The organism is Vreelandella populi, from assembly GCF_003989825.1.
Classification (GTDB): Bacteria; Pseudomonadota; Gammaproteobacteria; order Pseudomonadales; family Halomonadaceae; genus Vreelandella; species Vreelandella populi.
Genome location: NZ_RZHE01000012.1, coordinates 172,855 through 194,658 on the forward strand (window position 1 = coordinate 172,855; position 21,804 = coordinate 194,658).

Annotated in this window: 21 protein-coding genes, 1 tRNA gene and 1 pseudogene; 14 read left to right on the forward strand and 9 right to left on the reverse strand. The window is 51.8% G+C overall.

What is annotated here, in order from left to right; all coding sequences use genetic code 11:
• The first annotated feature begins 1 nt into the window (after nucleotide 1).
• The 5 genes from ELY25_RS13035 to ELY25_RS13055 all read left to right on the forward strand — a co-directional run bounded on the left by ELY25_RS13035 (nucleotide 2) and on the right by ELY25_RS13055 (nucleotide 4,098).
• Nucleotides 2-988, forward strand: a complete 987-nt coding sequence (locus ELY25_RS13035; protein WP_126951701.1) for a TRAP transporter substrate-binding protein — start codon at nucleotides 2-4, stop codon at nucleotides 986-988.
• Nucleotides 989-1,071: 83 nt separating this feature from the next.
• Nucleotides 1,072-1,578, forward strand: a complete 507-nt coding sequence (locus tag ELY25_RS13040; protein ID WP_126951702.1) for a TRAP transporter small permease — start codon at nucleotides 1,072-1,074, stop codon at nucleotides 1,576-1,578.
• The gene (locus tag ELY25_RS13045) at nucleotides 1,575-2,864 is read left to right on the forward strand and encodes a TRAP transporter large permease (RefSeq protein WP_126951703.1); all 1,290 of its coding nucleotides are present in this window, start codon (nucleotides 1,575-1,577) and stop codon (nucleotides 2,862-2,864) included. The genes ELY25_RS13040 and ELY25_RS13045 overlap by 4 nt, the downstream gene beginning before the upstream one ends.
• 146 nt (nucleotides 2,865-3,010) lie before the next feature.
• Complete coding sequence (locus ELY25_RS13050; protein ID WP_126951704.1) at nucleotides 3,011-3,409, forward strand: antitoxin Xre-like helix-turn-helix domain-containing protein; 399 nt, start codon at nucleotides 3,011-3,013, stop codon at nucleotides 3,407-3,409.
• Nucleotides 3,403-4,098: an RES family NAD+ phosphorylase gene (locus ELY25_RS13055; protein ID WP_126951705.1), complete on the forward strand. Its 696-nt coding sequence runs from the start codon at nucleotides 3,403-3,405 to the stop codon at nucleotides 4,096-4,098. Before ELY25_RS13050 ends, ELY25_RS13055 begins: the two co-directional genes overlap by 7 nt.
• A gap of 15 nt (nucleotides 4,099-4,113) precedes the next feature.
• On the opposite strand, the gene mntR is transcribed toward ELY25_RS13055, so the two are convergent.
• Complete coding sequence (gene mntR, locus ELY25_RS13060; RefSeq protein ID WP_126951706.1) at nucleotides 4,114-4,599, reverse strand: manganese-binding transcriptional regulator MntR; 486 nt, start codon at nucleotides 4,597-4,599, stop codon at nucleotides 4,114-4,116.
• 148 nt (nucleotides 4,600-4,747) lie between these two features.
• Between mntR and ELY25_RS13065 the strand changes: the two genes are divergently transcribed.
• Genes ELY25_RS13065 through ELY25_RS13075 form a run of 3 tightly spaced genes read left to right on the forward strand, consistent with a single transcriptional unit; the run spans nucleotide 4,748 to nucleotide 7,439 of the window.
• A complete protein-coding gene (locus ELY25_RS13065) occupies nucleotides 4,748-5,665 on the forward strand; it encodes a metal ABC transporter substrate-binding protein (protein ID WP_126951707.1) in 918 nt (305 codons plus the stop codon).
• Nucleotides 5,666-5,682: 17 nt separating this feature from the next.
• Nucleotides 5,683-6,498, forward strand: a complete 816-nt coding sequence (locus ELY25_RS13070; RefSeq protein ID WP_236995737.1) for a metal ABC transporter ATP-binding protein — start codon at nucleotides 5,683-5,685, stop codon at nucleotides 6,496-6,498.
• Nucleotides 6,499-6,515: 17 nt separating this feature from the next.
• Nucleotides 6,516-7,439 carry a metal ABC transporter permease gene (locus ELY25_RS13075; protein ID WP_126951709.1) on the forward strand — a complete coding sequence of 308 codons (924 nt, stop codon included), beginning with the start codon at nucleotides 6,516-6,518 and terminating at the stop codon, nucleotides 7,437-7,439.
• Between the two features lie 415 nt (nucleotides 7,440-7,854).
• Here the strand turns inward: ELY25_RS13075 and ELY25_RS13085 are convergent.
• Nucleotides 7,855-9,249: pseudogene (locus ELY25_RS13085) on the reverse strand (GntP family permease).
• Between the two features lie 289 nt (nucleotides 9,250-9,538).
• On the opposite strand from ELY25_RS13085, the gene ELY25_RS13090 reads away from it, so the two are divergent.
• The gene (locus ELY25_RS13090; RefSeq protein ID WP_126951710.1) at nucleotides 9,539-10,885 is read left to right on the forward strand and encodes a Na+/H+ antiporter family protein; all 1,347 of its coding nucleotides are present in this window, start codon (nucleotides 9,539-9,541) and stop codon (nucleotides 10,883-10,885) included.
• Nucleotides 10,886-10,941: 56 nt separating this feature from the next.
• Here ELY25_RS13090 and ELY25_RS13095 read toward each other — a convergent pair whose 3' ends face one another.
• The 4 genes from ELY25_RS13095 to ELY25_RS13110 form a co-directional block, all read right to left on the reverse strand.
• Nucleotides 10,942-11,676, reverse strand: coding sequence for an RNA methyltransferase (locus tag ELY25_RS13095; protein WP_126951711.1), 735 nt, complete (start codon nucleotides 11,674-11,676; stop codon nucleotides 10,942-10,944).
• Nucleotides 11,677-11,846: 170 nt separating this feature from the next.
• Complete coding sequence (groL, locus tag ELY25_RS13100) at nucleotides 11,847-13,490, reverse strand: chaperonin GroEL (RefSeq protein WP_126951712.1); 1,644 nt, start codon at nucleotides 13,488-13,490, stop codon at nucleotides 11,847-11,849.
• 58 nt (nucleotides 13,491-13,548) lie between these two features.
• Nucleotides 13,549-13,842 carry a co-chaperone GroES gene (locus ELY25_RS13105; RefSeq protein ID WP_126951713.1) on the reverse strand — a complete coding sequence of 98 codons (294 nt, stop codon included), beginning with the start codon at nucleotides 13,840-13,842 and terminating at the stop codon, nucleotides 13,549-13,551.
• A gap of 235 nt (nucleotides 13,843-14,077) precedes the next feature.
• Entirely contained in the window at nucleotides 14,078-14,584 is a 507-nt protein-coding gene (locus ELY25_RS13110) for an FxsA family protein (protein WP_126951714.1), read from the reverse strand.
• 207 nt (nucleotides 14,585-14,791) lie between these two features.
• Between ELY25_RS13110 and ELY25_RS13115 the strand changes: the two genes are divergently transcribed.
• Entirely contained in the window at nucleotides 14,792-15,553 is a 762-nt protein-coding gene (locus ELY25_RS13115; RefSeq protein WP_126951715.1) for an SDR family NAD(P)-dependent oxidoreductase, read from the forward strand.
• A gap of 122 nt (nucleotides 15,554-15,675) precedes the next feature.
• Here the strand turns inward: ELY25_RS13115 and ELY25_RS13120 are convergent, their stop codons facing one another.
• From ELY25_RS13120 to ELY25_RS13130, 3 genes are all read right to left on the reverse strand, one after another.
• On the reverse strand, nucleotides 15,676-16,671 hold the full coding sequence (locus ELY25_RS13120) for a hypothetical protein (RefSeq protein ID WP_126951716.1): 996 nt from the start codon (nucleotides 16,669-16,671) through the stop codon (nucleotides 15,676-15,678).
• A 44-nt stretch (nucleotides 16,672-16,715) separates the two neighbouring features.
• On the reverse strand, nucleotides 16,716-17,345 hold the full coding sequence (locus ELY25_RS13125; protein WP_126951717.1) for a hypothetical protein: 630 nt from the start codon (nucleotides 17,343-17,345) through the stop codon (nucleotides 16,716-16,718).
• Between the two features lie 158 nt (nucleotides 17,346-17,503).
• A tRNA-Leu gene (locus ELY25_RS13130) sits at nucleotides 17,504-17,588 on the reverse strand.
• Between the two features lie 88 nt (nucleotides 17,589-17,676).
• On the opposite strand from ELY25_RS13130, the gene ELY25_RS18115 reads away from it, so the two are divergent.
• The 4 genes from ELY25_RS18115 (at nucleotide 17,677) to ELY25_RS13150 (ending at nucleotide 21,766) form a co-directional block, all read left to right on the forward strand.
• Nucleotides 17,677-18,384 (forward strand): ComF family protein, encoded by a 708-nt coding sequence (locus tag ELY25_RS18115; protein ID WP_221885460.1) that lies wholly within the window; start codon nucleotides 17,677-17,679, stop codon nucleotides 18,382-18,384.
• A gap of 33 nt (nucleotides 18,385-18,417) precedes the next feature.
• Complete coding sequence (locus tag ELY25_RS13140) at nucleotides 18,418-19,392, forward strand: serine/threonine protein kinase (protein ID WP_126951718.1); 975 nt, start codon at nucleotides 18,418-18,420, stop codon at nucleotides 19,390-19,392.
• Nucleotides 19,393-19,634: 242 nt separating this feature from the next.
• Nucleotides 19,635-20,186 (forward strand): GTP cyclohydrolase I FolE, encoded by a 552-nt coding sequence (folE, locus tag ELY25_RS13145; RefSeq protein WP_126951719.1) that lies wholly within the window; start codon nucleotides 19,635-19,637, stop codon nucleotides 20,184-20,186.
• A 122-nt stretch (nucleotides 20,187-20,308) separates the two neighbouring features.
• Nucleotides 20,309-21,766, forward strand: coding sequence for an NAD-dependent succinate-semialdehyde dehydrogenase (locus tag ELY25_RS13150; RefSeq protein ID WP_126951720.1), 1,458 nt, complete (start codon nucleotides 20,309-20,311; stop codon nucleotides 21,764-21,766).
• Nucleotides 21,767-21,804 lie beyond the last annotated feature (38 nt).

Genomic DNA, 21,804 nt, shown 5'->3' on the forward strand with positions numbered 1-21,804 from the left:
CATGATTAAACATACGCTCCCCCGTCTGGCATTGGTAAGCGCTGTATCCTTGTTGATGGCATCCCCGGCACTGGCGGAAACTCTGCGCCTGGGTACCGTGGTGAGTGCGCCACACCCCTGGATTGACGCTGCAGAAGCCTTCAAGGCAGAAGTCGAAGAAGCCACGGATAACCGGATTACGGTTCAAATCTTCCCGGGCGGTCAGTTAGGCAACGACCAGACCATGGTGGATGAAATCCGCATTGGCACCACGGATATGATCATTGGTGGAGTGATGAATGTGGCTCCCTATGTGCCGGATTTCGAAATTTTCAGCCTTAACTATCTGTTCCAGGACATGGATGAGTTCCGTGCAGCAACCGCTCCTGAGTCAGCGGTTTATAGCTATTTTGATCAGGCCATGACCGATGCCGGCGTTGGGCTGAAGCTTTTGAGTTTGACCGGCGGCGGAACGCGTAACCTGAGTACCAATACCGGCCCGGTCGAAGAGCCGTCTGATTTGGAAGGCGTTAAAATGCGCGTTACTGGTTCGCGCCTTGATGCTGAAACGTGGCAAATTGCGGGTGCATTAACCACGTCGCTTCCCTGGACAGAAATTTATACCGGCCTGCAGACCGGTGTTGTCGGTGCGTTTGAGAGTACTATCAGCGGCTATCTTTCAAGCCGCTTATACGAAGTAGCACCGTTTCATGCCAAAACTGAACACCAGATCATGATGAGCCACATCTCGATCAGCGAAAACCGTTTCAATCGGTTCTCTGAAGAAGATCAGGCCATTATTCAGCAAGCGGCTCAGCGCGCCGGTGAATATGGCACTGAGAAAGGGATCGAGTACGACGCTGAGTTTATCCAGGAGTTTGAAGATCTTGGGGTTACGGTAACCGAGGTCGATAAACAGGCGTTTATCGATCAAGTGGTGCCTCTGCACGATGAATTTGCTGAAGAGCGCGGTTTAACCGACCTGCTCGAGACTATCCGCAGCCTATAACGACTTTGGCCAGCATGCCGCTTTCCTTGAACCGCTGAAAAGTGGGGTGGGGAAGCGGCACGTGCCAATAAAAGGACAGACTAATGCGGAAAATCAATGATGTAGTGGAAAAAATTTTGCTGTGTCTAGCGGGTTCTCTGTTTGCCGCTTTTATCCTGACCGTTCTCTATCAAGTGGTTGCGCGCAATTACTTAAAAATCTCTGTTTCCTGGACAGATGAAGTAGCAATGGCTTGTTTCATTTGGGCGGTATTTATTGGCGCGGCGGTTGCCGTGCGTAAGCGCAAGCACTATGTGATCGATATTTTCCCCCCACAGTTTGTCATTACCCAGCGCGTGCTACGGCTATTCGGCAGCCTGGCCTGCCTGCCGCTGATTTATGTGCTGGTGGTGCATGGCAATATTTTGGTGGATATGGGGTGGAATCGTCGATCGGTGGCGCTGGGAACGCCGATGGCCTATGTATTTGCTGCCTTGCCTGTTGCCGGTATCGCTATGTTTTTATTTTCCATTGAAGTCATTTACGACGATATAGTGGCGCTCCGCAATGGCGGCAAGGTCAAGCGAATGAACGAGGTGGAAGGCTCATGAGCCCGCTAATTATATTAATCGGCAGCTTTTTACTGCTGATCGCGCTAAGCGTGCCGATTGCATTTGCTATTGGCTTGGCGTCTATTTTTACTATTTTGGAAATGGGGCTGTCGCTGACGTCGGTTGCCAACCAGATGTTTGCCAGCATTAACTCGTTTCCGCTTTTAGCCGTCCCGTTTTTTCTGTTGCTGGGCCGCCTGATGAATGATGGTGGGATCACGGATCGCCTGCTCAAATTTGCTGATAGTTCAGTCGGACATGTGCGCGGTGGGCTTGGGCATATTAATGTCATGGTCTCCATGATGTTTGCCAGCCTTTCCGGCTCGGCCGCAGCCGATACGGCAAGCGTTGGCGCCGTGCTGATTCCGGCGATGAAAAAATCGGGCTATCCCGCTCCTTTTGCCGTTGCTTTAACTGCTGCCTCATCGGTATTAGGCGGCATTATTCCGCCCTCGATACTGATGGTTATTTACGGTGCATTTGGCAATGTGTCCGTCGGAGCACTTTTTCTAGGCGGCGTCCTTCCGGGAGTTCTGGTGGGGCTTATGCAAATGGGCTACGTCTACTACATCGCCAAGCGAGAAAATATTAAAGCGACAGGCAAGTTTTCGTTTAAGCAAATGGGGCGCACTGCGGTTGTCGCGGCTCCGCCGATGGCCTTGCCTCTAGTGGTGCTTGGCGGTATTACCACCGGTGTCTTTACCGCGACAGAAGCCGCATCGGTGGCGGTATTGGTTGGCGTGATTCTAGCAGTTGTGTTTTATCGCGCGATTCGTTTTAAGCAATTGCCGTCTATTCTGGCAGAGTCAGCAATCTCTTTTTCGCTGCCTATGTTTGCGGTTGCCTCGGCGGGCATTATGGGTTGGTTAATTTCTTATCTGGGCATTGCCCAGGATGTCGCCAACTTCATTTTATCGGTGACTGACCACCGTATTGGCATCATGCTGATGGTGATGCTTTTTATGCTGGTGATCGGGACGGTATTAAGCCCCGTAACGGCCGTTATTATTTTCCTGCCGATTATTCAGAGTATTTGTATCGCCGCGGATATTAATCAAATCCACATGGCATTAGTGGTTATCTTGTCGTTAACCTTGGGCTTGATAACGCCGCCCTATGGCATCTGCTTATTAATCGCCACCCAAATTGGTGAAGTTTCCATGCCGCGTGCTTTTATGGCGGTACTACCTTTAGTTGGATTAATCATGGCGGTCATATTGGCAGTTATTCTGCTGCCCAGCGTATTCTTGTTCCTGCCTCAAACGATGTTCCCTAAAGCGTTTTAAGCTTATTAGTTAGGCCCCATGTCGGAAAAAACGGCATGGGGTTTTTTTATGTCTAGAAAAACTGTTTTTAGTAACAAAAACCTCTCTATATTTGCAGATACTTTTTTTATACTCTAGTATTTGCAGATAGATTAAAGGGAGCTGTTATGCAAACAGCCAATAATATTGCTCAGAATAAAGTTGCCGCTGCCTCGGGTTTAAAAGCCGCCGTACGCATTTTGGATAAATGGCGGGCAAATGGAGAGCAGGGCGAAGCCATACTGCGGGTATCCCATAGCACTTATGCACGGGCACGTCGTGGCGATATTGGCGAAATAAAGCTGGATAGCGACCAGCTGACGCGCATTAGTTACCTACTGAATATTCACGCGGCGCTGCGCATGCTGTTTGAAAATCCGGACAACCTGTATGGGTTTGTCTCGATGGAAAACCATAACCCCTACTTTAATGGCCGCACTCCACTTGAAGTCATGAGTAGCGGTGACTTCGCCGCGCTTTATGAAACGTTCAAACGCATTGATAGTTTGCGGGGCGCCCAATGGTAGAACTAAAAACGCTACCAAAGCTTTCGGCGCGCTCAGTTACAGGCTACCGGCTGATTAACAGCAAGTTTCCACCGATTGATCTGTTTGATGATGTGGCCGATGAAGACGAATTTGCCGCATTACATGCGCTGCAAGCGTTAACCAACCCACGTCTGCAAAATGAGATAGGCAACCTAGCGCTATTGCCAGCCGGGGAAATTCCCTTTGGCATTCGTGGTTGTTCATACGCGGTAGCGCCATTTACCCATGTCAATCCGGATGGGTCGCGTTTCAGTGATGGTAGCTTTGGCGTGTTGTACGTAGCGGATGCCATGACCACGGCTATTGCCGAAGTAAAGTACCATCAGCAGGCGTATTGGCAGAACGTGCCGGGGCTACATTTTGAGCGCTTTGTTTTCCGAGGTCTAAAGTGCTTGTTTGACGAGCGTAGCTGCCGGGATGCCACGGTACTAAAGCGTTCACATCCTATTTATGCGCCGGATGATTACCGCCACGGCAGGGCGCTTGGCTGGTCGGTCAGGAAAGCACATTCACCCGGGCTGCGCTATCATTCTGTGCGCGAACCCCAGGCTACGTGCTGGGCGCTAATGACTCCCATGCAAGTGCGGGATGTGGTTCAGACGACTCATCTGGAAATGATCTGGAACGGTAGCGTGACCCAAGTCAACCGGCTTAGCGCATGTGGTTAAAGACAAGCCTGGCCGTTAACGCTGGGTTTGCTGGTCGATAAAGCGCTGCATGATGGAGAGGGTTTCATTGCTGACATGGTGCTCCATACCTTCGGCATCAATTCGTGCTGTATGATCATTTACACCCAGCGCGCGTAAAAAGTGCAGCACGATATCATGGCGAGTCCGTGAAACTTCCGCCATTTTCTGCCCATCTTCGGTTAAAAACAGGGAGCGGTAGGGCTTGCTGGTAACTAGCCCCAGTTCGTTTAAACGGCGAATCATCTTGGAAACCGTTGCCTGGCTTACCCCCATGCGGCTAGCGATATCAGCCGCTCGCGCTTCACCTCGGTGCTGGATCAAGTCACCAATCAGCTCAACATAGTCTTCGATCAGCTCGGTTTCATGAGCATTTCGCACGGTTTCGTATTGGCGGGCATGCTCGCCAATCGGCGGCAACGCATCGCCGCTGTTGCTAGCGCCACTAACGGTATGAGGTAAGGACTGGTCGCGATCACTCATTAGCAAACTATATCAAGGTGAATGGAAACCCTAATTGGGATGGTAGCGCATTTATCCGCATAATTGTTAGCCAAGGCTAAACTATTTGCACAATGCTTTTTTGTTGAGCTAGAGTTATGTCTAAAGCGACCCTTTATGGAGTACGGTCATGAGCCATCGAAAGGCATGGTTGAAGAGAGGCTTACTGATTGCTGCCATGGGCAGTGTTTCTGCCGCACATGCTGAACCTTTGTCGCCGCCGATTAATGTGGTGGTTACCTTTTCTGTATTAGGCGATCTGGTGGCGCGTGTGGCGGGTGATGATGCCTATGTTTCTGTTTTAACGCCGGTAAATGCAGAGGTTCATGAGTGGGAGCTGACGCCTGAGAATTTTGCTGATCTCGAAAATGCCAACATCGTGTTTTATAACGGCTACCAACTAGAGCAGTGGATGCGCCAAGTGGATGCGACTACCCAGGACAACGTAGCTCTGGTGCCCGTTGCGGAAGCTTCTGAATATCCAACTCAGCATATTGCCATTGGTGAGCTGCAGGGTGACGTGGACCCACATCTATGGACAGACCCACGAGCGGCCATTGCCTACGTACAGGTAATCGCCAGTGAGCTTGTAACACTGTTGCCGGAACAGACAGACGGCATCCAAGCCAGAGCTGCCAGTGTTGAGGCGGAGCTTGAAGCGCTTCACGCAGAGCTACAGGAAATCCTGGGCGATATTCCCAAGGAGCGCCGTTTGCTGCTTTCCAGCGAGGCGGCATTTCTCTATTTTTCTGATGCCTATGATTTTGAGCATGACGGTATCTGGGGAAACAACGCTGAAACCGAGGGCTCACCGCGCCAGTTGATGCGTATCATTGATATGATCAATGAGCGCCAGCCGGCAGCTCTTTTCTGGGAAAGCACAATCTCAGACCGCTCTGTGGCAAGCCTTGCCAAAGATACCGGTATCCCGGTGGCGGGGCCGTTATATGTCGATTCACTAAGCGAACCTGACGGCGAAGCGGGCGACTATTTTGCGATGCAAAGACATAACGCGGAGCTGTTGCGCCGCGCCCTGATAGCCGAGTAGTCACCATGAACACAGACATGTCCCATCCAGTAGCGGCTATTGAAGTGCAAGGGCTTTACGCCGCCTACCAGCGTCAAATCGTGTTGGAAAACATTCACCTGACATTTCCCGCAGGAAAATGGACGGCTATCGTGGGTCCGAACGGTGCCGGAAAATCGACACTGTTTCATGTGCTAACCGGTAGCATGAAGGCGCTCCAAGGCAGCGTAAACGCGTTTGGCGAGCCCATCGTCAAGCACCGGCGGGCAGGGCAGATTGCCTATATGGCCCAGCGCGAAGCTATCGAATGGGATTTTCCCGTATCGGTGTGGGACACCGTCATGGGGGGGCGCTACGGGCATATGCGTGACGATGTGTTGTGGCGTCGATTGTTGCCTGCTCGCTGGCACCATGCCCGTCATACTGAAGCAGTAGAGAAGGCGTTGATCGCAGTAGATATGCTCGTCCATGCAGAGCGGCCTATCGGTGCTCTTTCCGGCGGGCAGAAAAAGCGTGTATTGCTTGCGCGGGCGCTCGCTCAACAAGCCAGTATCCTATTACTTGATGAGCCGTTAGCAGGCGTGGATCCGCCAAGTGAAAAGCTGATTCTGGCGGTACTTCGCCGCGAGCGTGAGGCGGGTAAAACCGTGATTATGGTTACTCATGACATGCCGGGGGCGCGCCGCTACGTTGATCATGTGGTATTGATCAACCGCTTTGTCCGTGGTACAGGCACACCGGAAGACATGTTAAGTGAAACAAAACTGGCCGAGCTTGCCGTCAGTTCGATTGAACAGACGACAACGGATCGCCAAACAGTGCCGGCGGCTTCTTTTAGCCCTGAGCAGGGGTAACCAACGTGGTTGATAGTATGTTGATAATAGAATCATTCAGCGACGCATTGATAAGCGGATTGATTGCAGCGTTGATGACCGTGGTTAACCTGCTGCCGAGCAGCGTTTCAGAAGCCTTTCAGTACGCTTTCATGCAGCGTGCACTGCTTACCTCGGTGTTGGTCGGCGCTATCTGTGGCATGCTTTCCTGCTATGTCGTATTGAAGCGCTGGTCGCTGTTAGGGGATGCCATTTCTCACGCTGTATTGCCCGGCGTGGCGATTGCTTATCTGCTGGGCTGGCCGTTTTTTGTGGGCGCATTTATTACCGGGGCGCTGACATCGGTAGGTATCGGGGCGATCGAAAGAAACACGCGTATTAAATCTGACGCCGCTATGGGGCTGATGTTTACCGCCTCCTTTGCCCTTGGCGTGGTGATTATCAGCAAGCTGGCTTCAAGCACGCACTTGATGCATATTCTGTTTGGTAACGTGTTGGGCGTTAGACACTCTGCGTTAATGCTTACTTTCGTTGCCAGCATTATTGCCATTTTAGCGGTGTGGCTCGCCTATCGACCGTTACTGTTATACGCCTTTGACCCGCAGCAGGCGCAGGCACTGGGTTTTAATACCCAGGTGATTCATTACGGCCTTATTCTTTTACTTACCCTGACCATTGTGGCTAGCCTGGAAACCGTCGGTATTATTCTGGTGGTAGCCATGCTGATCACGCCAGGGGCAACGGCTCATCTGCTTACGGATCGCTTTAAGACAATGCTTTTAATTTCGGTCTCGATTGGCATATGTTCGGCGGTCATCGGGTTGTGGCTATCGGTAGTGTTTAACGTGGCCTCGGGTGGCGCTATTGTGCTGGTCGCGTTTGGTTTCTTTATCATGGCGCTGCTTTTTTCGCCCAAGCAGGGGCTTGTACTGCAGCAGTGGCGTCGCAGAAAAATGGGATGACGACTAGGTTCTGTCTGAAAAGTCGGCGAGCGAAGGCAAGACAAGGCAAAAATCGGCGAAGAAACGGAGTTTACATGTCGTAAATGAGTATTCTGAGTCGATTTTTAACGCCGTATTGCCGAGCGTAGACACTTTTCAGACAGGACCTAGTCAGGCCGGGAGCTGCTTGTCAGCGATTCGATCTGGTGCTTGACGCCCACGGCGTCCTCGACATCAAGCTGAAAGGCGATTCCCGTGCATGGCGTTTCATCAAATTAGCCTACACGGGCGAGTGCCTCCAGGATATGGCGACTGATATGTTAGGCTATTTCCATGCGTTGTTCGCCCAAGGTAGCGCCCTTTTAGGGGCGGGGGCTAAGCGTACTCATTAAGTCCCATATAAAACTTGATCTAGCGCAGGATTTTCTAATTGGCTTCAGAAACTACCAAACAGGGTGCCTAAGGTAATTACGCTGATCAGTGCACCAATGGGCAGTACAATTGTCACCATGGCCACGTTTGCATAGGACTGGCGGTGGGTAAGACCGCAAATGGCCAATAGGGTGATAACCGCGCCGGAATGGGGAAGGGTATCCATCCCGCCTGCAGCGAGTGACGCTACCCGGTGCATAAGCTCAGGATCGATGCCCGCTTCCTGAGCCATGGCCAGATACTCGCTGCCCAAGGTTTGCAGCGCGATGGAAAGCCCGCCTGAGGAGGAGCCGGTAATGCCCGATAAGACGCTCATGGCGAGCGCCTCGGAAATTAAGGGGTTGTTGGGTGAAACGTTGAGTACCGCATCACGGATAATGACAAACCCGGCAAGGCTTGCGATCACGGCGCCATAGCCTACCTCTGATGCGGTATTAAAAATCGGCAATAGCGAGCCCATTACACCTTTGTTGACAGTGTCTTTTAAATCTAGCCAATATTTCCAGCGAGTGATGATCAGCCAAGCCGATGCGCTTAAAAGCGCAATAAGAATCGCCCAGAGCCCGGTTTGAGCGTCTGGAGATACATTTTCGAAGGCCTCATTAATAAAACTTAAATCCAGCGACGGAAAGACACCGTAGGTAAACAAGGCATTAAGGCCAATAACCATTATCAGAGGAATCAGCGCGAGTGCAAGAGGCATCGTGGTGGGCGTGGCGTCGGCGGTGTCTGGGCTGGCCTCACGCTCTTTATGAGTGCCTTATCCTTCATTGTTGGCAGCCGCTTTCGTGACACGAGATTGTAAGTAGGTAGTACCCAATCCCAGCATAATCAGACCTGCGATAATCCCCAGGCCCGGGGCGGCAAAACTATTGGTTTCAAAAAACGGGATGGGGATCGCATTTTGAATGGCAGGCGTGCCGGGTAAGGCTGTCATGGTAAAGGTAAATGAACCCAAGGCAATGCTGGCCGGTATAAGACGCTTGGGTACGTCTGCCCGGTGAAATAGCTCGCGGCTTATGGGATAGATCGCAAATGCCACCACGAACAGGGATACGCCACCATAGGTCAGTACGCCACAGGCGAGCACCACAGTTAATACCACATGGTGGGTGCCTAGTTTGTCGACGATACCATTGGCAATGGACTGCGCCGCACCGGAGTCAGCCATAAGCTGGCCAAACAAAGCGCCGAGTAAGAATAGCGGAAAAAATTGGATAACGTAGTTTCCCAACGCCTGCATAAAGGAGTCGGTATAAATGGGCAGTAAAAATGCGCCATCGCCAGATAACAGTACGGCAAGTGAAGCCATGAGAGGGGCGAGTAAAAGTACCGAGATGCCTCGGTAAGCCAGAAACATCAGTAATAGCAGGGAAATAATAATCGCTAATGTGCCCATGCCAGCTCCCGGGTAGTGAATAAATTGGCATTATTAGAAATAGACCGCTTTTGATACTAGGCAGTATGCTGCATGGCAGCTATAGCGGCGTGACTAAAGTAGCAGCATGGCATTCAAAGTTGATACGTAGAAATGACTCTACAGGCGCTTTTTATAAGCAGTATCTGCTAAAATTTGCCCCCTTCGATATTAGGTATGTATGAAAAAAGCGGGCGTTTTTACGCGCCGCAGGGAATTCGGCTGCTTTTTCTACACATGCTAATCACCTTTAACCGCTCTGGAATTGTTCATGAATGCAGTCATTCTTGCAGTGCTCGTCATGGTAGTGCTGTCACTTTTACGCGTTTCGGTTGTATTTGCGCTGGTCGCGGGTGCGCTGGTAGGTGGCTTGGTCGGTGGGCTGTCCCTGGATCAAACGTTGGAGGCCTTCAATAACGGGGTAGGCGGGGGCGCTCAGGTAGCGCTAGCGTATGCCACACTGGGGGCTTTCGCCGTAGCAATTTCCCGCTCTGGATTGCCGGACATGTTGGCAAATCGTCTAATCACCATGCTGGGAAAAGAGGCAACCCAGACACATCAAACGCGGGTTAAAATGCTGTTACTTGGCGCTGTATTGCTGGTGGCCATTTCCTCGCAAAACGCCATTCCCGTGCATATTGCGTTTATACCCGTGTTGATTCCCCCGCTATTGATTGTGATGAATCGGCTACAGCTGGACCGTCGGGCAGTAGCTTGCGCGCTGACCTTCGGTTTGACAGCCCCCTATATGCTATTGCCTGTAGGCTTTGGAGCAATTTTTCTTAACGATATCCTGCTGGCTAATTTGAATAGCGCAGGCCAGCCGCTGGGCCTGGAAATTACGCGTAACATGGTGCCCATGGCCATGGGCATTCCGGTAGGCGGTATGGCAATCGGCCTTGTCGTGGCCCTGCTGTTCAGCTATCGCGGGCGGCGCGAGTATGCCAGTAAGGATCTGGTTACAAGCCACGCCCAGCATACGCATACACCTGCCCAGCCGCATATGCTCGGGCTTGTCATGTCGGGCGTGGCGATTGTGGCAGCACTGGGATTGCAGCTCTACAGCGGTTCGATGATCCTGGGTGGTCTGGTCGGGATCGGTTTGCTCTCGATGGGCGGTATCTTTAAATGGCGTGAAGCCGATGACCTGTTTACCAGCGGCATGCGGATGATGGCGTTGATCGGCTTTATCATGATTTCAGCCGCGGGGTTTGCTGAAGTCATGAAAGCGACGGGTGATATTGACGCGCTGGTAACGGGTGCCTTTGAGGTGTTCGGCGATAACCGCGGTGTTGCTGCGCTGGTCATGCTGTTGGTGGGGCTGTTTATTACCTTGGGTATCGGCTCTTCGTTTTCGACTATTCCGATTATTGCTGCCATCTTCGTACCGCTGGCGGTACAGTTTGGCTTTTCGCCCATGGCGACGGTAGTTCTGGTAGGTACGGCGGCTGCTCTGGGAGATGCAGGCTCGCCGGCGTCTGACTCGACGCTTGGGCCAACCGCTGGCCTTAACGTGGATGGGCAGCACGACCATATCTGGGACAGCGTAGTGCCTACTTTCCTGCACTATAACCTTCCGCTGATCGCCTTTGGCTGGTTAGCCGCAATGATGCTTTAACTTAAACGCTTCTAGTACTAAAAGGGCAGCCATTGGCTGCCCTTTTTATGTTTGTATCATTGGGGAGGCAAGTGAGCCTCAAAAGCACTTAGTAACCCACGCAGTAGGGAAAGCTCTTTACGGCTTGGCTGGGCGCGGGCAAAAAGGGCTTGGAGCTGCTCTTCGGTGCGGGCATGAGGCTGGGTCAGAAAGCCACTTTGTTGCATCAGACGGCTTAAATGATCCTGAAAGTGTATGAACTGCTCGCGAGTGGGTGGGGCAGCTTCCTGAGGGCGTTGGTAGGTAAAGTCGTTTTCATCGCGCTGGCGCCAGGCTCTATGGGTTTCATAAGCCAGGATCTGAACCGCTTGGGAAAGATTCAGAATACCGTATTCAGGATTGGCCGGAATGCTTACCTGATGCGTGCAGCAGCGAATTTCATCGTTGGTCAAGCCTGAGCGCTCGCGGCCAAAGACAAGCGCAACCGGTGCATCTGTCGCATTTAAAATGACCTGCTGGGCCATTTCATCCGGCTCATCGAAATGGGGCAACGGCAGGCTACGCAATCTGGCACTTGCACCGACTACCTGCACGCAGTCCTGAACGGCGTCTTCAAGTGAGCTAACCACGCGTGCGTTTTCCAGAACATCGGTGGCTCCGGCTGCCAATCGAGTGGCCTCTTCATCGGGAAAGCAGCGAGGGTTAACTAGTACTAGGTTGGTTAACCCCATGGTTTTCATGGCACGTGCGGCCGCACCAATGTTGCCAGGATGAAAGGTTTGCACGAGCACGATACGAATATTGGAAAGCACGGTAATGATGACCTAAAAGCGGCTTATTCAGGGCGTGAATGGTAGCACGCTTCACGGCTGAAGGCGTGAATGACACGCTATTCGAAAGCAGGCCTTAAACGACAAAGACCCCGCACAAGGCGGGGTCTTTGAAGACGTTAAACATCAGAGCGATAGGCTCAAGGGGCTTATTACATCATGCCGCCCATACCACCCATTCCGCCCATGCCACCCATATCCGGGCCAGCTTCTTTCTCTTCCGGGTCGTCTGCGATCATGCACTCGGTGGTGATCATCAGACCAGCAACGGAACCCGCAGACTGCAGGGCAGTACGAGTTACTTTTGCCGGGTCCAGAACACCCATTTCGAACAGGTCGCCGTACTCACCAGTCTGTGCGTTATAACCGAAGTTGCCTTCACCGTCTTTAACGCGGTTGATAACTACGGCCGCTTCTTCACCAGCGTTGGTAACGATCTGACGCAGCGGTGACTGCATAGCGCGCAGCGCCATGTTGATACCGTGGTTCTGATCTTCGTTATCGCCAGTCAGGCCTTGTACTTTGGCCATTACGCGAACCAGAGCGGTACCGCCGCCAGGTACAACGCCTTCTTCAACTGCTGCGCGAGTAGAGTGCAGCGCGTCTTCAACGCGTGCTTTCTTCTCTTTCATCTCTACTTCGGTAGCAGCACCGACGCGGATTACGGCAACACCGCCTGCCAGTTTGGCAACGCGCTCTTGCAGCTTCTCTTTGTCGTAATCAGAAGAAGTTTCTTCGATTTGCGCGCGGATCTGGTTAACGCGTGCTTCGATATCGTTTTCTACACCGGCGCCATCAATGATGGTGGTGTTTTCTTTCGACATGGTCATGCGCTTGGCGGTACCCAGGTGATCCAGGTTCGCTTGCTCAAGCGTCAGGCCAACTTCTTCAGAGATAACGGTGCCGTTGGTCAGGATAGCGATATCCTGCAGCATCGCTTTACGACGGTCTCCAAAGCCAGGCGCTTTTGCAGCGGCTACTTTAACAATACCGCGCATGTTGTTAACGACCAGAGTCGCCAGCGCTTCGCCTTCGATGTCTTCAGCGATGATGGCCAGCGGTTTGCCTTGCTTGGCAACGGCTTCGAGTACCGGCAGCAGTTCGCGAATGTTGGAGATCTTTTTATCCACGAGCAGGATGTAAGGATCTTCAAGTTCAACTGCCATGGTGTCCTGGTTGGTCACGAAGTAAGGAGAGAGGTAGCCACGGTCAAACTGCATACCTTCAACGACTTCCAGCTCGTCTTCGAAGCCACGGCCTTCGTCGACAGTGATAACACCTTCTTTACCGACTTTTTCCATCGCTTCAGCGATGATCTCGCCGATGCGCTTGTCACCGTTGGCAGAGATGGTACCTACCTGGGCGATAGACTTGGTGTCGGTGCAGGGCACGGACATTGCCTGGATTTCTTTAACCGCTGCACTAACTGCTTGGTCGATGCCGCGCTTAAGATCCATCGGGTTCATGCCTGCAGTAACACCTTTCAGGCCTTCTGCAACAATGGCTTGAGCCAATACGGTAGCGGTGGTAGTACCGTCGCCTGCAGCGTCAGAAGTTTTAGAAGCAACTTCTTTCACCATTTGTGCGCCCATGTTCTCGAACTTGTCTTTCAGTTCGATCTCTTTGGCAACCGACACACCGTCTTTAGTAACGGTCGGCGCACCAAAGGATTTGTCGAGCACTACGTTACGGCCTTTCGGGCCCAGGGTAACTTTTACTGCGTTGGCCAGAACGTCGACGCCACGCGCCATACGTTTACGGGCATCATCAGAAAACTTAACTTGTTTAGCTGCCATGTTCGTTACTTCCTAAAATCGAATTGTAAAAGGTGAAAGTAAGTAGTCGAGGCGATGATTAGCCTTCAACGACCGCCAGGATGTCGGCTTCGCTCATGATCAAGACTTCTTCGCCGTCGATTTTTTGCTTCTCAACGCCAAAGCCATCTTTGAAAATGACGTTATCGCCAACTTTAACGTCTAGCGGACGTACTTCGCCGTTATCGAGAATGCGACCGTTGCCTACTGCAAGAACTTCGCCACGTGTGGGCTTTTCTTGTGCATTGCCTGGAAGCACGATGCCACCAGCAGTTTTCTGTTCTTCTTCCACGCGACGAATTACGACGCGATCGTGCAAAGGACGGATTTTCATGCTCACGTTCTCCTGAGTATCGTCAAGGCCCATAAAAGGGCTGATAGCTAAAACAAGGTTCTCGAGGGCATTGCCGCGAGAAATGAAGGCTCATTACCTTCGTTGTTAATGGTGGCAACCTAACGGCTGCCACCGAGCCTGTATGCTGGTTCAAAAAGTGGGGGCTTTATAAACCCTTTCAAGGGGGTGGACGTGAAAAAATGTTTTTTTGTTCGGTTTTTCAGGCTGGCCAGCATCAGTGACGCCTCGGGGTCTCATCCCGACTGATAAAATCACCTTCAATGGCTCCATCATCGGTATGAGAGCCTGGTTTGGCCTTATTGCTTTGTTGGTAGCGAGTACCTTGCTGATAACGGGTATTTTCATGCATGCCTGGCTGCGCATTGGCACCGGTTTTCAAGCCAAGCCAAATCAACGCTTTGTAGAGAAGCTGGCGTGCACTTGGCAACAAGCAGGCAATGCCTAACAGGTCGGAGAGAAACCCTGGTGCCATGAGTAGGGCGCCACCAAAGATAAGTGCCGCCCCGGTTAGCAGTTCCTGAGAGGGGATTTCACCTTCTTTCATGCGTTGACGGGCACGGGCGAAAGTGGAGACACCTTCCTTACGGATAAGGTGTAGCCCAATCACACCGGTAGCTAGTACGAGTAGCAGCGTAGTGAGTAAGCCTATTTGACTTCCTATTGAAAAAAGCAGTATGAAGTCGAGTAAGGTAAATAAAGAAATGAATATCAGAATAGGCATGACAGGCTCCATAACAGGCGTAATGGCTCATTATTGTGTCAAACGGGCAAAAAACAAGCGGCTGTCATTGTTGACTCATGAGTTTGGCGGCATATCAGAGGCTTGAGTTCGCATGATTACATAAAAGGCGATGTTCGATATGACCGTTGTGGAAAACGCAGGCGCATACAAAAAAGTGGCCGAGACCTAGCACAAAAGGAAATGGGGATGCAGTTAGCTGAGAAGGTTATTGCGATAACGGGCGCCGCCCGGGGTTTGGGCTACGCTGTGGCCCAGCAGCTGGGCCATCAGGGTGCGTCGCTTGCGCTGTTGGACATGAGTGCAGAGGCGTTGGATCAGGCGGTGTCATCGCTTGCAGCAGAAGGTGTTCGTGCGCAGGCCTTTGTGGTGGATGTGGCTGATGAGGTATCAGTGATAACGGCGTTTAACGATATTGCTACGCGGATGGGCCCTGTCAGCGGCTGCGTTAACAATGCAGGTATTACAGACGACGCCTTGTTGGTAAAGGTCAATGATGGAAAAGTAGAAAAACGCATGTCGTTTGAGGCGTGGCAGAAGGTCATAAACGTCAATTTGAGCGGCGTCTTTTTATGTGGGCGGGAAGCCGCAACCCAGATGATAGAAGCAGGGCTTGAGGGCGTTATTGTCAATATCTCAAGTATTTCACGAGCCGGTAATATGGGGCAAAGCAACTATGCTGCTGCCAAAGCCGGGGTGCATGCGCTTACCGTGACCTGGGGGAAGGAGCTTGCCCGTTACGGCATTCGTACCGGTACGGTAGCACCTGGTTTTGTGGCTACCGATATGACGGCCTCCATGCGTCCGGATATGCTGGAACGAATCGCAGCAAGCGTACCGCTAAAGCGCTTGGGGGAGCCTGAAAATATTGCCAAGAGCGTCGCATTTATTTTCGATAACGATTATTTCAGTGCGCGCATGATCGAATGCGATGGCGGCTTGAGGTTATAAAGGAGACTGCAGGACGGTTCAATATAGCGAGCCAGGTTAAAACGCTGGCTCGCATCTACTGTATTTTAAAAGCCAAAGTTGTGCTTAAAAACTAAAGCTGTCTTTAAAAGCTGAAGCTGTTCTTAGAAACCGAAGTAATCGCGATTGATTTCACGTTGGAAATACATCTCCAAGCGTAGCGTCATTGCCCAGCGCGGGTCGTAGCTGACCTCGCGTTGAAAGTGAAGTTCGGGAATGACATCAGCAAATAGAATGCCTTTGTGAACATCACGACGATAGCGTGTCTGAAGATAGTAATTCGTCATGCGCGGGTTGGATACGCTTTCGCCAAGAGCAATAATCGAATAACGCAGCGCGCTACGCTTATTAAGGCGTTGGTTAAGTTCAGCAATTTCGCTGTACTCAAGTGTATCTTCTTCTTCCCGCCACTGAACGGTACTGATAAAGCGCAAGTGCCGGTTTTCAGAAAGCGGACGGCCAATGTCCCATTCGGTACGCGCTGAGTAGCCTTCATTGTTGAACCAGGAGAGTCGGTTGAATGATTCGAGCTGCCATGGGCCATCGCCAAGATCCCATAAGCGCTCGCTGGTAAAGCGCACATAAGGGTCCAGCGGCAGACGCAAACGAACACCCGCGCCAATGCGGTTGCTCCAGTTTTCACGCTTGTCACGGCTTTCGAGCCAGTCCAGGCCAAAAGTGGAGTTACGGCGGTCGCGCTGATCGTTATACAGGCGTCCAGAGCCTTGATCAGCGAGAGTGCCCTGAGACTCTTCCGGGTCGCTTTCAATCACTAAACGCAGGCGTTCTTCGGTAGTCGGCAGATCAATTCGGTAACGGACACTAACGTCGCCTCCTATACCGTCGCCTTCCATCCAGTCGATTTCCTGCCCCAGGCGCAGGTAAGACTCATTGTTTACTGAGTTGTCGTAATGCTCGCCACCAAAGAATGAATCAATATTACGTGAGGTGTTGTCTACCCAGTTGCCAACATTTGCACGAAATGGCTCAACCTGTTCTTCAGCCCAATCGGGCAGGTCGCTATCTTCTTCTTCGGCGTGAGCTTGAGCTGCGCCTAATGCCAGTGTTCCCAGACAGGCCAGCGCAAAGAGCTGTCTCATATCTTTATCCCAAGTATAAATTATTAAAATTATGCGAAGCTAGGTTAGTGAGCTTTATGTATTTCAATATTTTTTGCCCACTTTAACACGCGCTTACGATCACGTCGGCTGTTCATGCGATGGGTATCTGCACGAACGGGACTTAATTGGCGCATGGGTTCGGCTTGATAATTCATATAAAAACTGCGTGTAGCACCGGTAGGCATATCTTCTGAGCCATAAATGGCAATCACGCGTATTTCCAACTGAAGATCCGGTTGTTTGATCTCGTCATCCTTGATATCCCAATGCTCCCTCAGTCGTTTCAGAATCGAAGCGAAAGATTGAATATGGATGTAATCACCTGAGCCAAGCGGTCCTTGATGTGTACGATAAGCAACCTCGTCTTCTTCATCGCCTTGCTGCTGATATTCCACTATATCGAGCTCATAGCCTCGCTTTGGGGTATGAAGTACGGCAACAAGGTGCTGAATGTAGATGGCTTCGTTGCTCATGTTGCTGATCAGGCAAAGCGCGTCCAGGCCGACACCTTTGCCTCGATTGATAATAATTCGTGGCCGTCGCTGGCGTGCATAACCGTTATAAAGCAGTTGGGCGTAGAACACCCATACAAAAAGGGTGAGGATACTGCCCACGGCAGAAATTGCTTGTGCGTACTCGTTTAGCCATTCCATGGGTGAGATCCTTCTCAAGGAAAAGTGGCAAATGATAAATAGCTAACGTAGCTTAAAGACTGGGAAAAGTCAGCTATTTGAAACAGCTGGTGAATTGCAGGCATAAAAAAATCGGTAAGCATATGCTGACCGATTGATATGAAGATAAAACTTAAAATTGGTGCGGATGGGGAGACTCGAACTCCCACACCTTACGGCACTAGAACCTAAATCTAGCGTGTCTACCAATTCCACCACATCCGCAGAAGACGAGGCGTATATTATCAACTTATTGGTAAATGTCAATGGCTTTGTGCAACATGCTAATAAAATCCGTTTACGGGGGAGGCGCATGCGGGGACTACTTGGTTGGCAACAAGCTCATCATCAGTTACGTAAGGCGCTGCCAGGGTATTGCGCATTCTGTTTGGCGCCTGCCCAGATTGGGCAGGGTTGGTGCAGCACCTGTTTCACTGAATTGCCCTGGAACACTCGCTGTTGTGAACAGTGTGCTGAACCGATAAGCCAGAAAGCCCAACGTTTATGCGGGCGCTGCTTAAGCGAAGCGCCCCAGATAACATGCACCCAAACTGGTTTTCTTTATCAGTCACCCATCAAAGAGCTGGTGCACGACTTTAAATTCAATGCGTCATCCCGGGCTGGAACGCTGCTGGCTGAGTTAATGCTGACCAAGAGGCCTTCCCAGCTTGGTGCTGCATTATTAGCGGTTCCTATGCACTCGAAGCGAGCGCGTGAGCGGGGATTTAATCAGGCCCAGTGGTTGGCAGAACAATTATCCCAGCGCACCGGCCTGCCACTTATCCATGCCAAATGCCATAAGCTGGTCGTTTCGCAACGTACCTTGAATCGGCGTGAGCGTGCCGCCAATTTGCGTGGCGCTTTTAGCCTGGCTGGCCCACTTCCAAAGCATGTAACCCTCATTGATGATGTCGTCACGACAGGAGCAACCGGCAATGCGCTGGCAGCTGTTGCCCGGCAAGCGGGTGCTGAGCGTGTTGACATGTGGGCCGTGGCGAGAACGCCTTTGGGGAATAGTTGATAAGATAGGCGTTTGGTTATCAAGGAGCGGTTAATGTCCCATCTTTTCAGTGCGCTTTCACCCGATATGGTCATGTCGGCTGCCGAGTCTGTTGATATCTGGCCGGCTGGTGAGCCTTTTGCCCTTAATAGTTATGAAAATCGCGTGCTGATGTTTCGTGATGATGATGCGCGCCGCTGGGTGATCAAGTTCTATCGCCCAGAGCGCTGGTCAAATGCTGCCATTCAGGAAGAGCACGATTTTTTGCATGAGCTTGATCAGGCGGGCGTACCGGTGGTGCCGCCCTGGCGCAATGGAGAAGGGGAGTCGTTGCATCATTATCAGGCGTTTCGGTTTGCGCTGTTTCCTCAGTATGTAGGACAGGCGCCAGAGCTGGATAATCTCGGGCACCTGTATGTGCTTGGCGAAGCGCTGGGACGGCTGCATAAGGTTTCGCGCCGTAAAACGTTTGAGCATCGTGCGAGTCTGGAGCTTGCCAGCGGTATTGAAAACGCCGAGCAACGTGTGCTGGAAAGTCAGTGGTTGAATAAATTTCAGCGTCGCGCCTATACATCAGTGATTCAGAAGCTACAGCGCCTGCTGTCCTCTAAAGCGCTGAACAAAGCATCGTTGATTCGCTGCCACGGCGATTGTCATCTGGGTAACGTTCTGGGGCGGGATGAGCAGTTTTCGTTGGTTGACTTTGATGACTGCCTGATGGCCCCGGCCATCCAGGATATCTGGATGCTGCTACCTACCGATGAGCTAAACGGCTGGCGAGCGCAGCTAAGTGAAATCATCGAAGGGTATGAAGAATCGCTTACTTTTCCTCACGAGCAGATGTCCTTGATTGAGCCGTTACGCGCCTATCGGTTGATTCGCCATAGCGCCTGGTTGGTCTCTCGCTGGGACGACCCGGCCTTTCCTCGGGCTTTCCCCTGGATGGCGGAGAGCGGTTATTGGGACCAGCATATTCGCCAGCTGGAACAGCAGTGTTTACAGTTGGAACAGCCTATCTGGCTTGCTTGATAACTCAATGTTTGAAAAGGGTTCGTAACGCTGCCACGAAGCCTTAAGGTGCGATAAAATGCGCTTATCCATCGCTTTTAAAGCACGCCCTAACTTTATATAAGTTTTTGTTGGCTGATTTATGTCATGTGTGCAATAAAGGCTTAGGCACTATTTATCAGGTTGTTCAACTTGTACGTCCGGGTTGCTGCAAAGAGGCAATAGCCTGTGTTCACGTTGTCACCGTTTTGATGAGGCTTACTATGACCGACGACATCGCCCAGCACTATCGCCAGATTATTACTGCTCTTGGCGAAAATCCGGACCGTGAGGGTCTGCGGGATACACCCAAGCGTGCCGCCAAGGCTATGCAGTTTCTAAACGCAGGCTATCAGACGTCGCTTGAAGAAATTGTTAACGGCGCAATTTTTGAGTCGCAAACCGATGAGATGGTGCTGGTAAAGAACATTGAGCTTTACTCCATGTGTGAGCATCACCTGCTACCTTTTATCGGTAAGTGTCACATTGCTTACCTGCCTGACGGCAAGGTGCTTGGGCTTTCAAAGTTTGCGCGTATTGTTGATATGTATGCTCGCCGAATGCAAATTCAGGAAAACCTCACGCGTGAAATTGCCGATGCCGTTCAACAGGTAACCGGAGGCAAAGGGGTAGCGGTTGTAATTGAGGCGCGCCACCTGTGTATGATGATGCGTGGTGTGGAGAAGCAGAACTCAAGCATGACATCTTCCGTCATGCTGGGTGGTTTCCGCGAGAATCCGGCAACGCGCCAGGAGTTTTTAACGCTGATCAATTAATCTCGCTGCTCTGCCTTCATGGCAATGTCATTGGCTAAACACTTGGTTAAATGCGTCGTTTCGTCTTAGCATGAAAGCGTAAATATGAGCCCACAGGGCCATCATTTGGCCAGGAGTCTGTCATGGAAGCGCTAAAAGAGACACAGCTGTATTGCCCGTTTGCCTATATAGACGGCAGTTGGGTGGCAGCTGACAGCGGAGAGCAGATTAACGTTATTAACCCCGCCACGGGCAAGCCGGTGGGGGATATGCCAAGGCTTGGCAAGGCTGAAACCGAGCGTGCCATTGACGCCGCAGATGCCGCTTTGCCTGCGTGGCGCGCGCTTACCGCACAAGAGCGCGCCGACATGCTGCTCAAGTGGCACGATCTGATGCTTGAGCATCAGCATGATCTAGCCCTGCTGATGACGTTTGAGCAGGGCAAGCCGGTTAAGGAAGCCGAGGGCGAGATCGCCTACGCGGCAAGTTTTTTACGCTGGTTTGCCGAAGAGGCACGGCGTGTATACGGTGAAACCATACCTGCGGCCAAGACAAACCAGCGCATTTTGGTAACCAAGCAGCCGGTAGGCGTTGTGGGGGCGATTACTCCCTGGAATTTTCCAGCGGCAATGATTACCCGCAAGGCCGGCGCTGCCCTAGCGGCGGGCTGTACTATCGTTGTTAAACCTGCCAGCCAAACGCCTTTTTCGGCCACGGCGCTTGCGCTTCTGGCCGAGCGCGCGGGTATACCGCGGGGTGTATTCAACGTGGTGCCAGGCAGTGCCTCTGATATTGCCGAAGCCTTAACCCAGTCGCCCAAGGTACGTAAGATTACCTTTACGGGCTCCACGGAAGTGGGGCGTACGCTGATGGCGAAAGCCTCAGAGCATGTTCAGAAAATATCCCTGGAGCTGGGCGGCAACGCGCCGTTTATCGTCTTTGAAGATGCCGACCTGGATGCCGCTGTTGAAGGCGCCATGGCAGCCAAGTTCCGCAATGCCGGTCAGACCTGCATCTGTACTAATCGCTTTCTTGTTCAATCCAGTGTGATCAACGCTTTCTGTGAAAAGCTTGCCGTTGCCATGAACAGCGAGCTTCATGTAGGCGATGGTACGCAGCCCAACAACAATATTGGCCCGCTTATTGATGAGAATGGGGTTAAAAAGGTAAGCGAGCATGTTCAGGATGCCCTCGATAAAGGGGCCGAACTGCTACTGGGGGGCCACCCGCATCCTCTAGGCGGCAATTTCTTTACGCCGACGCTGATCAGCTTTGCCACGGAAGACATGAAAGTGGCGCAGGAAGAGACGTTTGGGCCTTTGGCGGCCGTCTTCCCCTTCGATGACGAAGAAACCGCGATTGAGATGGCCAACGATACCCAGTATGGGCTGGCATCCTACTTTTACTCACGAGACCTTTCACGTGTGTGGCGCGTTGCTGAAGCGCTTGAATATGGCATGGTAGGCATCAATACCGGTGCTATTTCCAATGCCACTGCGCCGTTTGGCGGCGTAAAAGCTTCCGGTTTAGGTCGCGAGGGCGGCCATCAGGGCCTGGAAGAGTATTTGGAAACCAAGTATCTGTGTATTGATCTTGGCTAGTAACAAGGCAGTCTTTGTAAACCGTGAATAAAAATGCC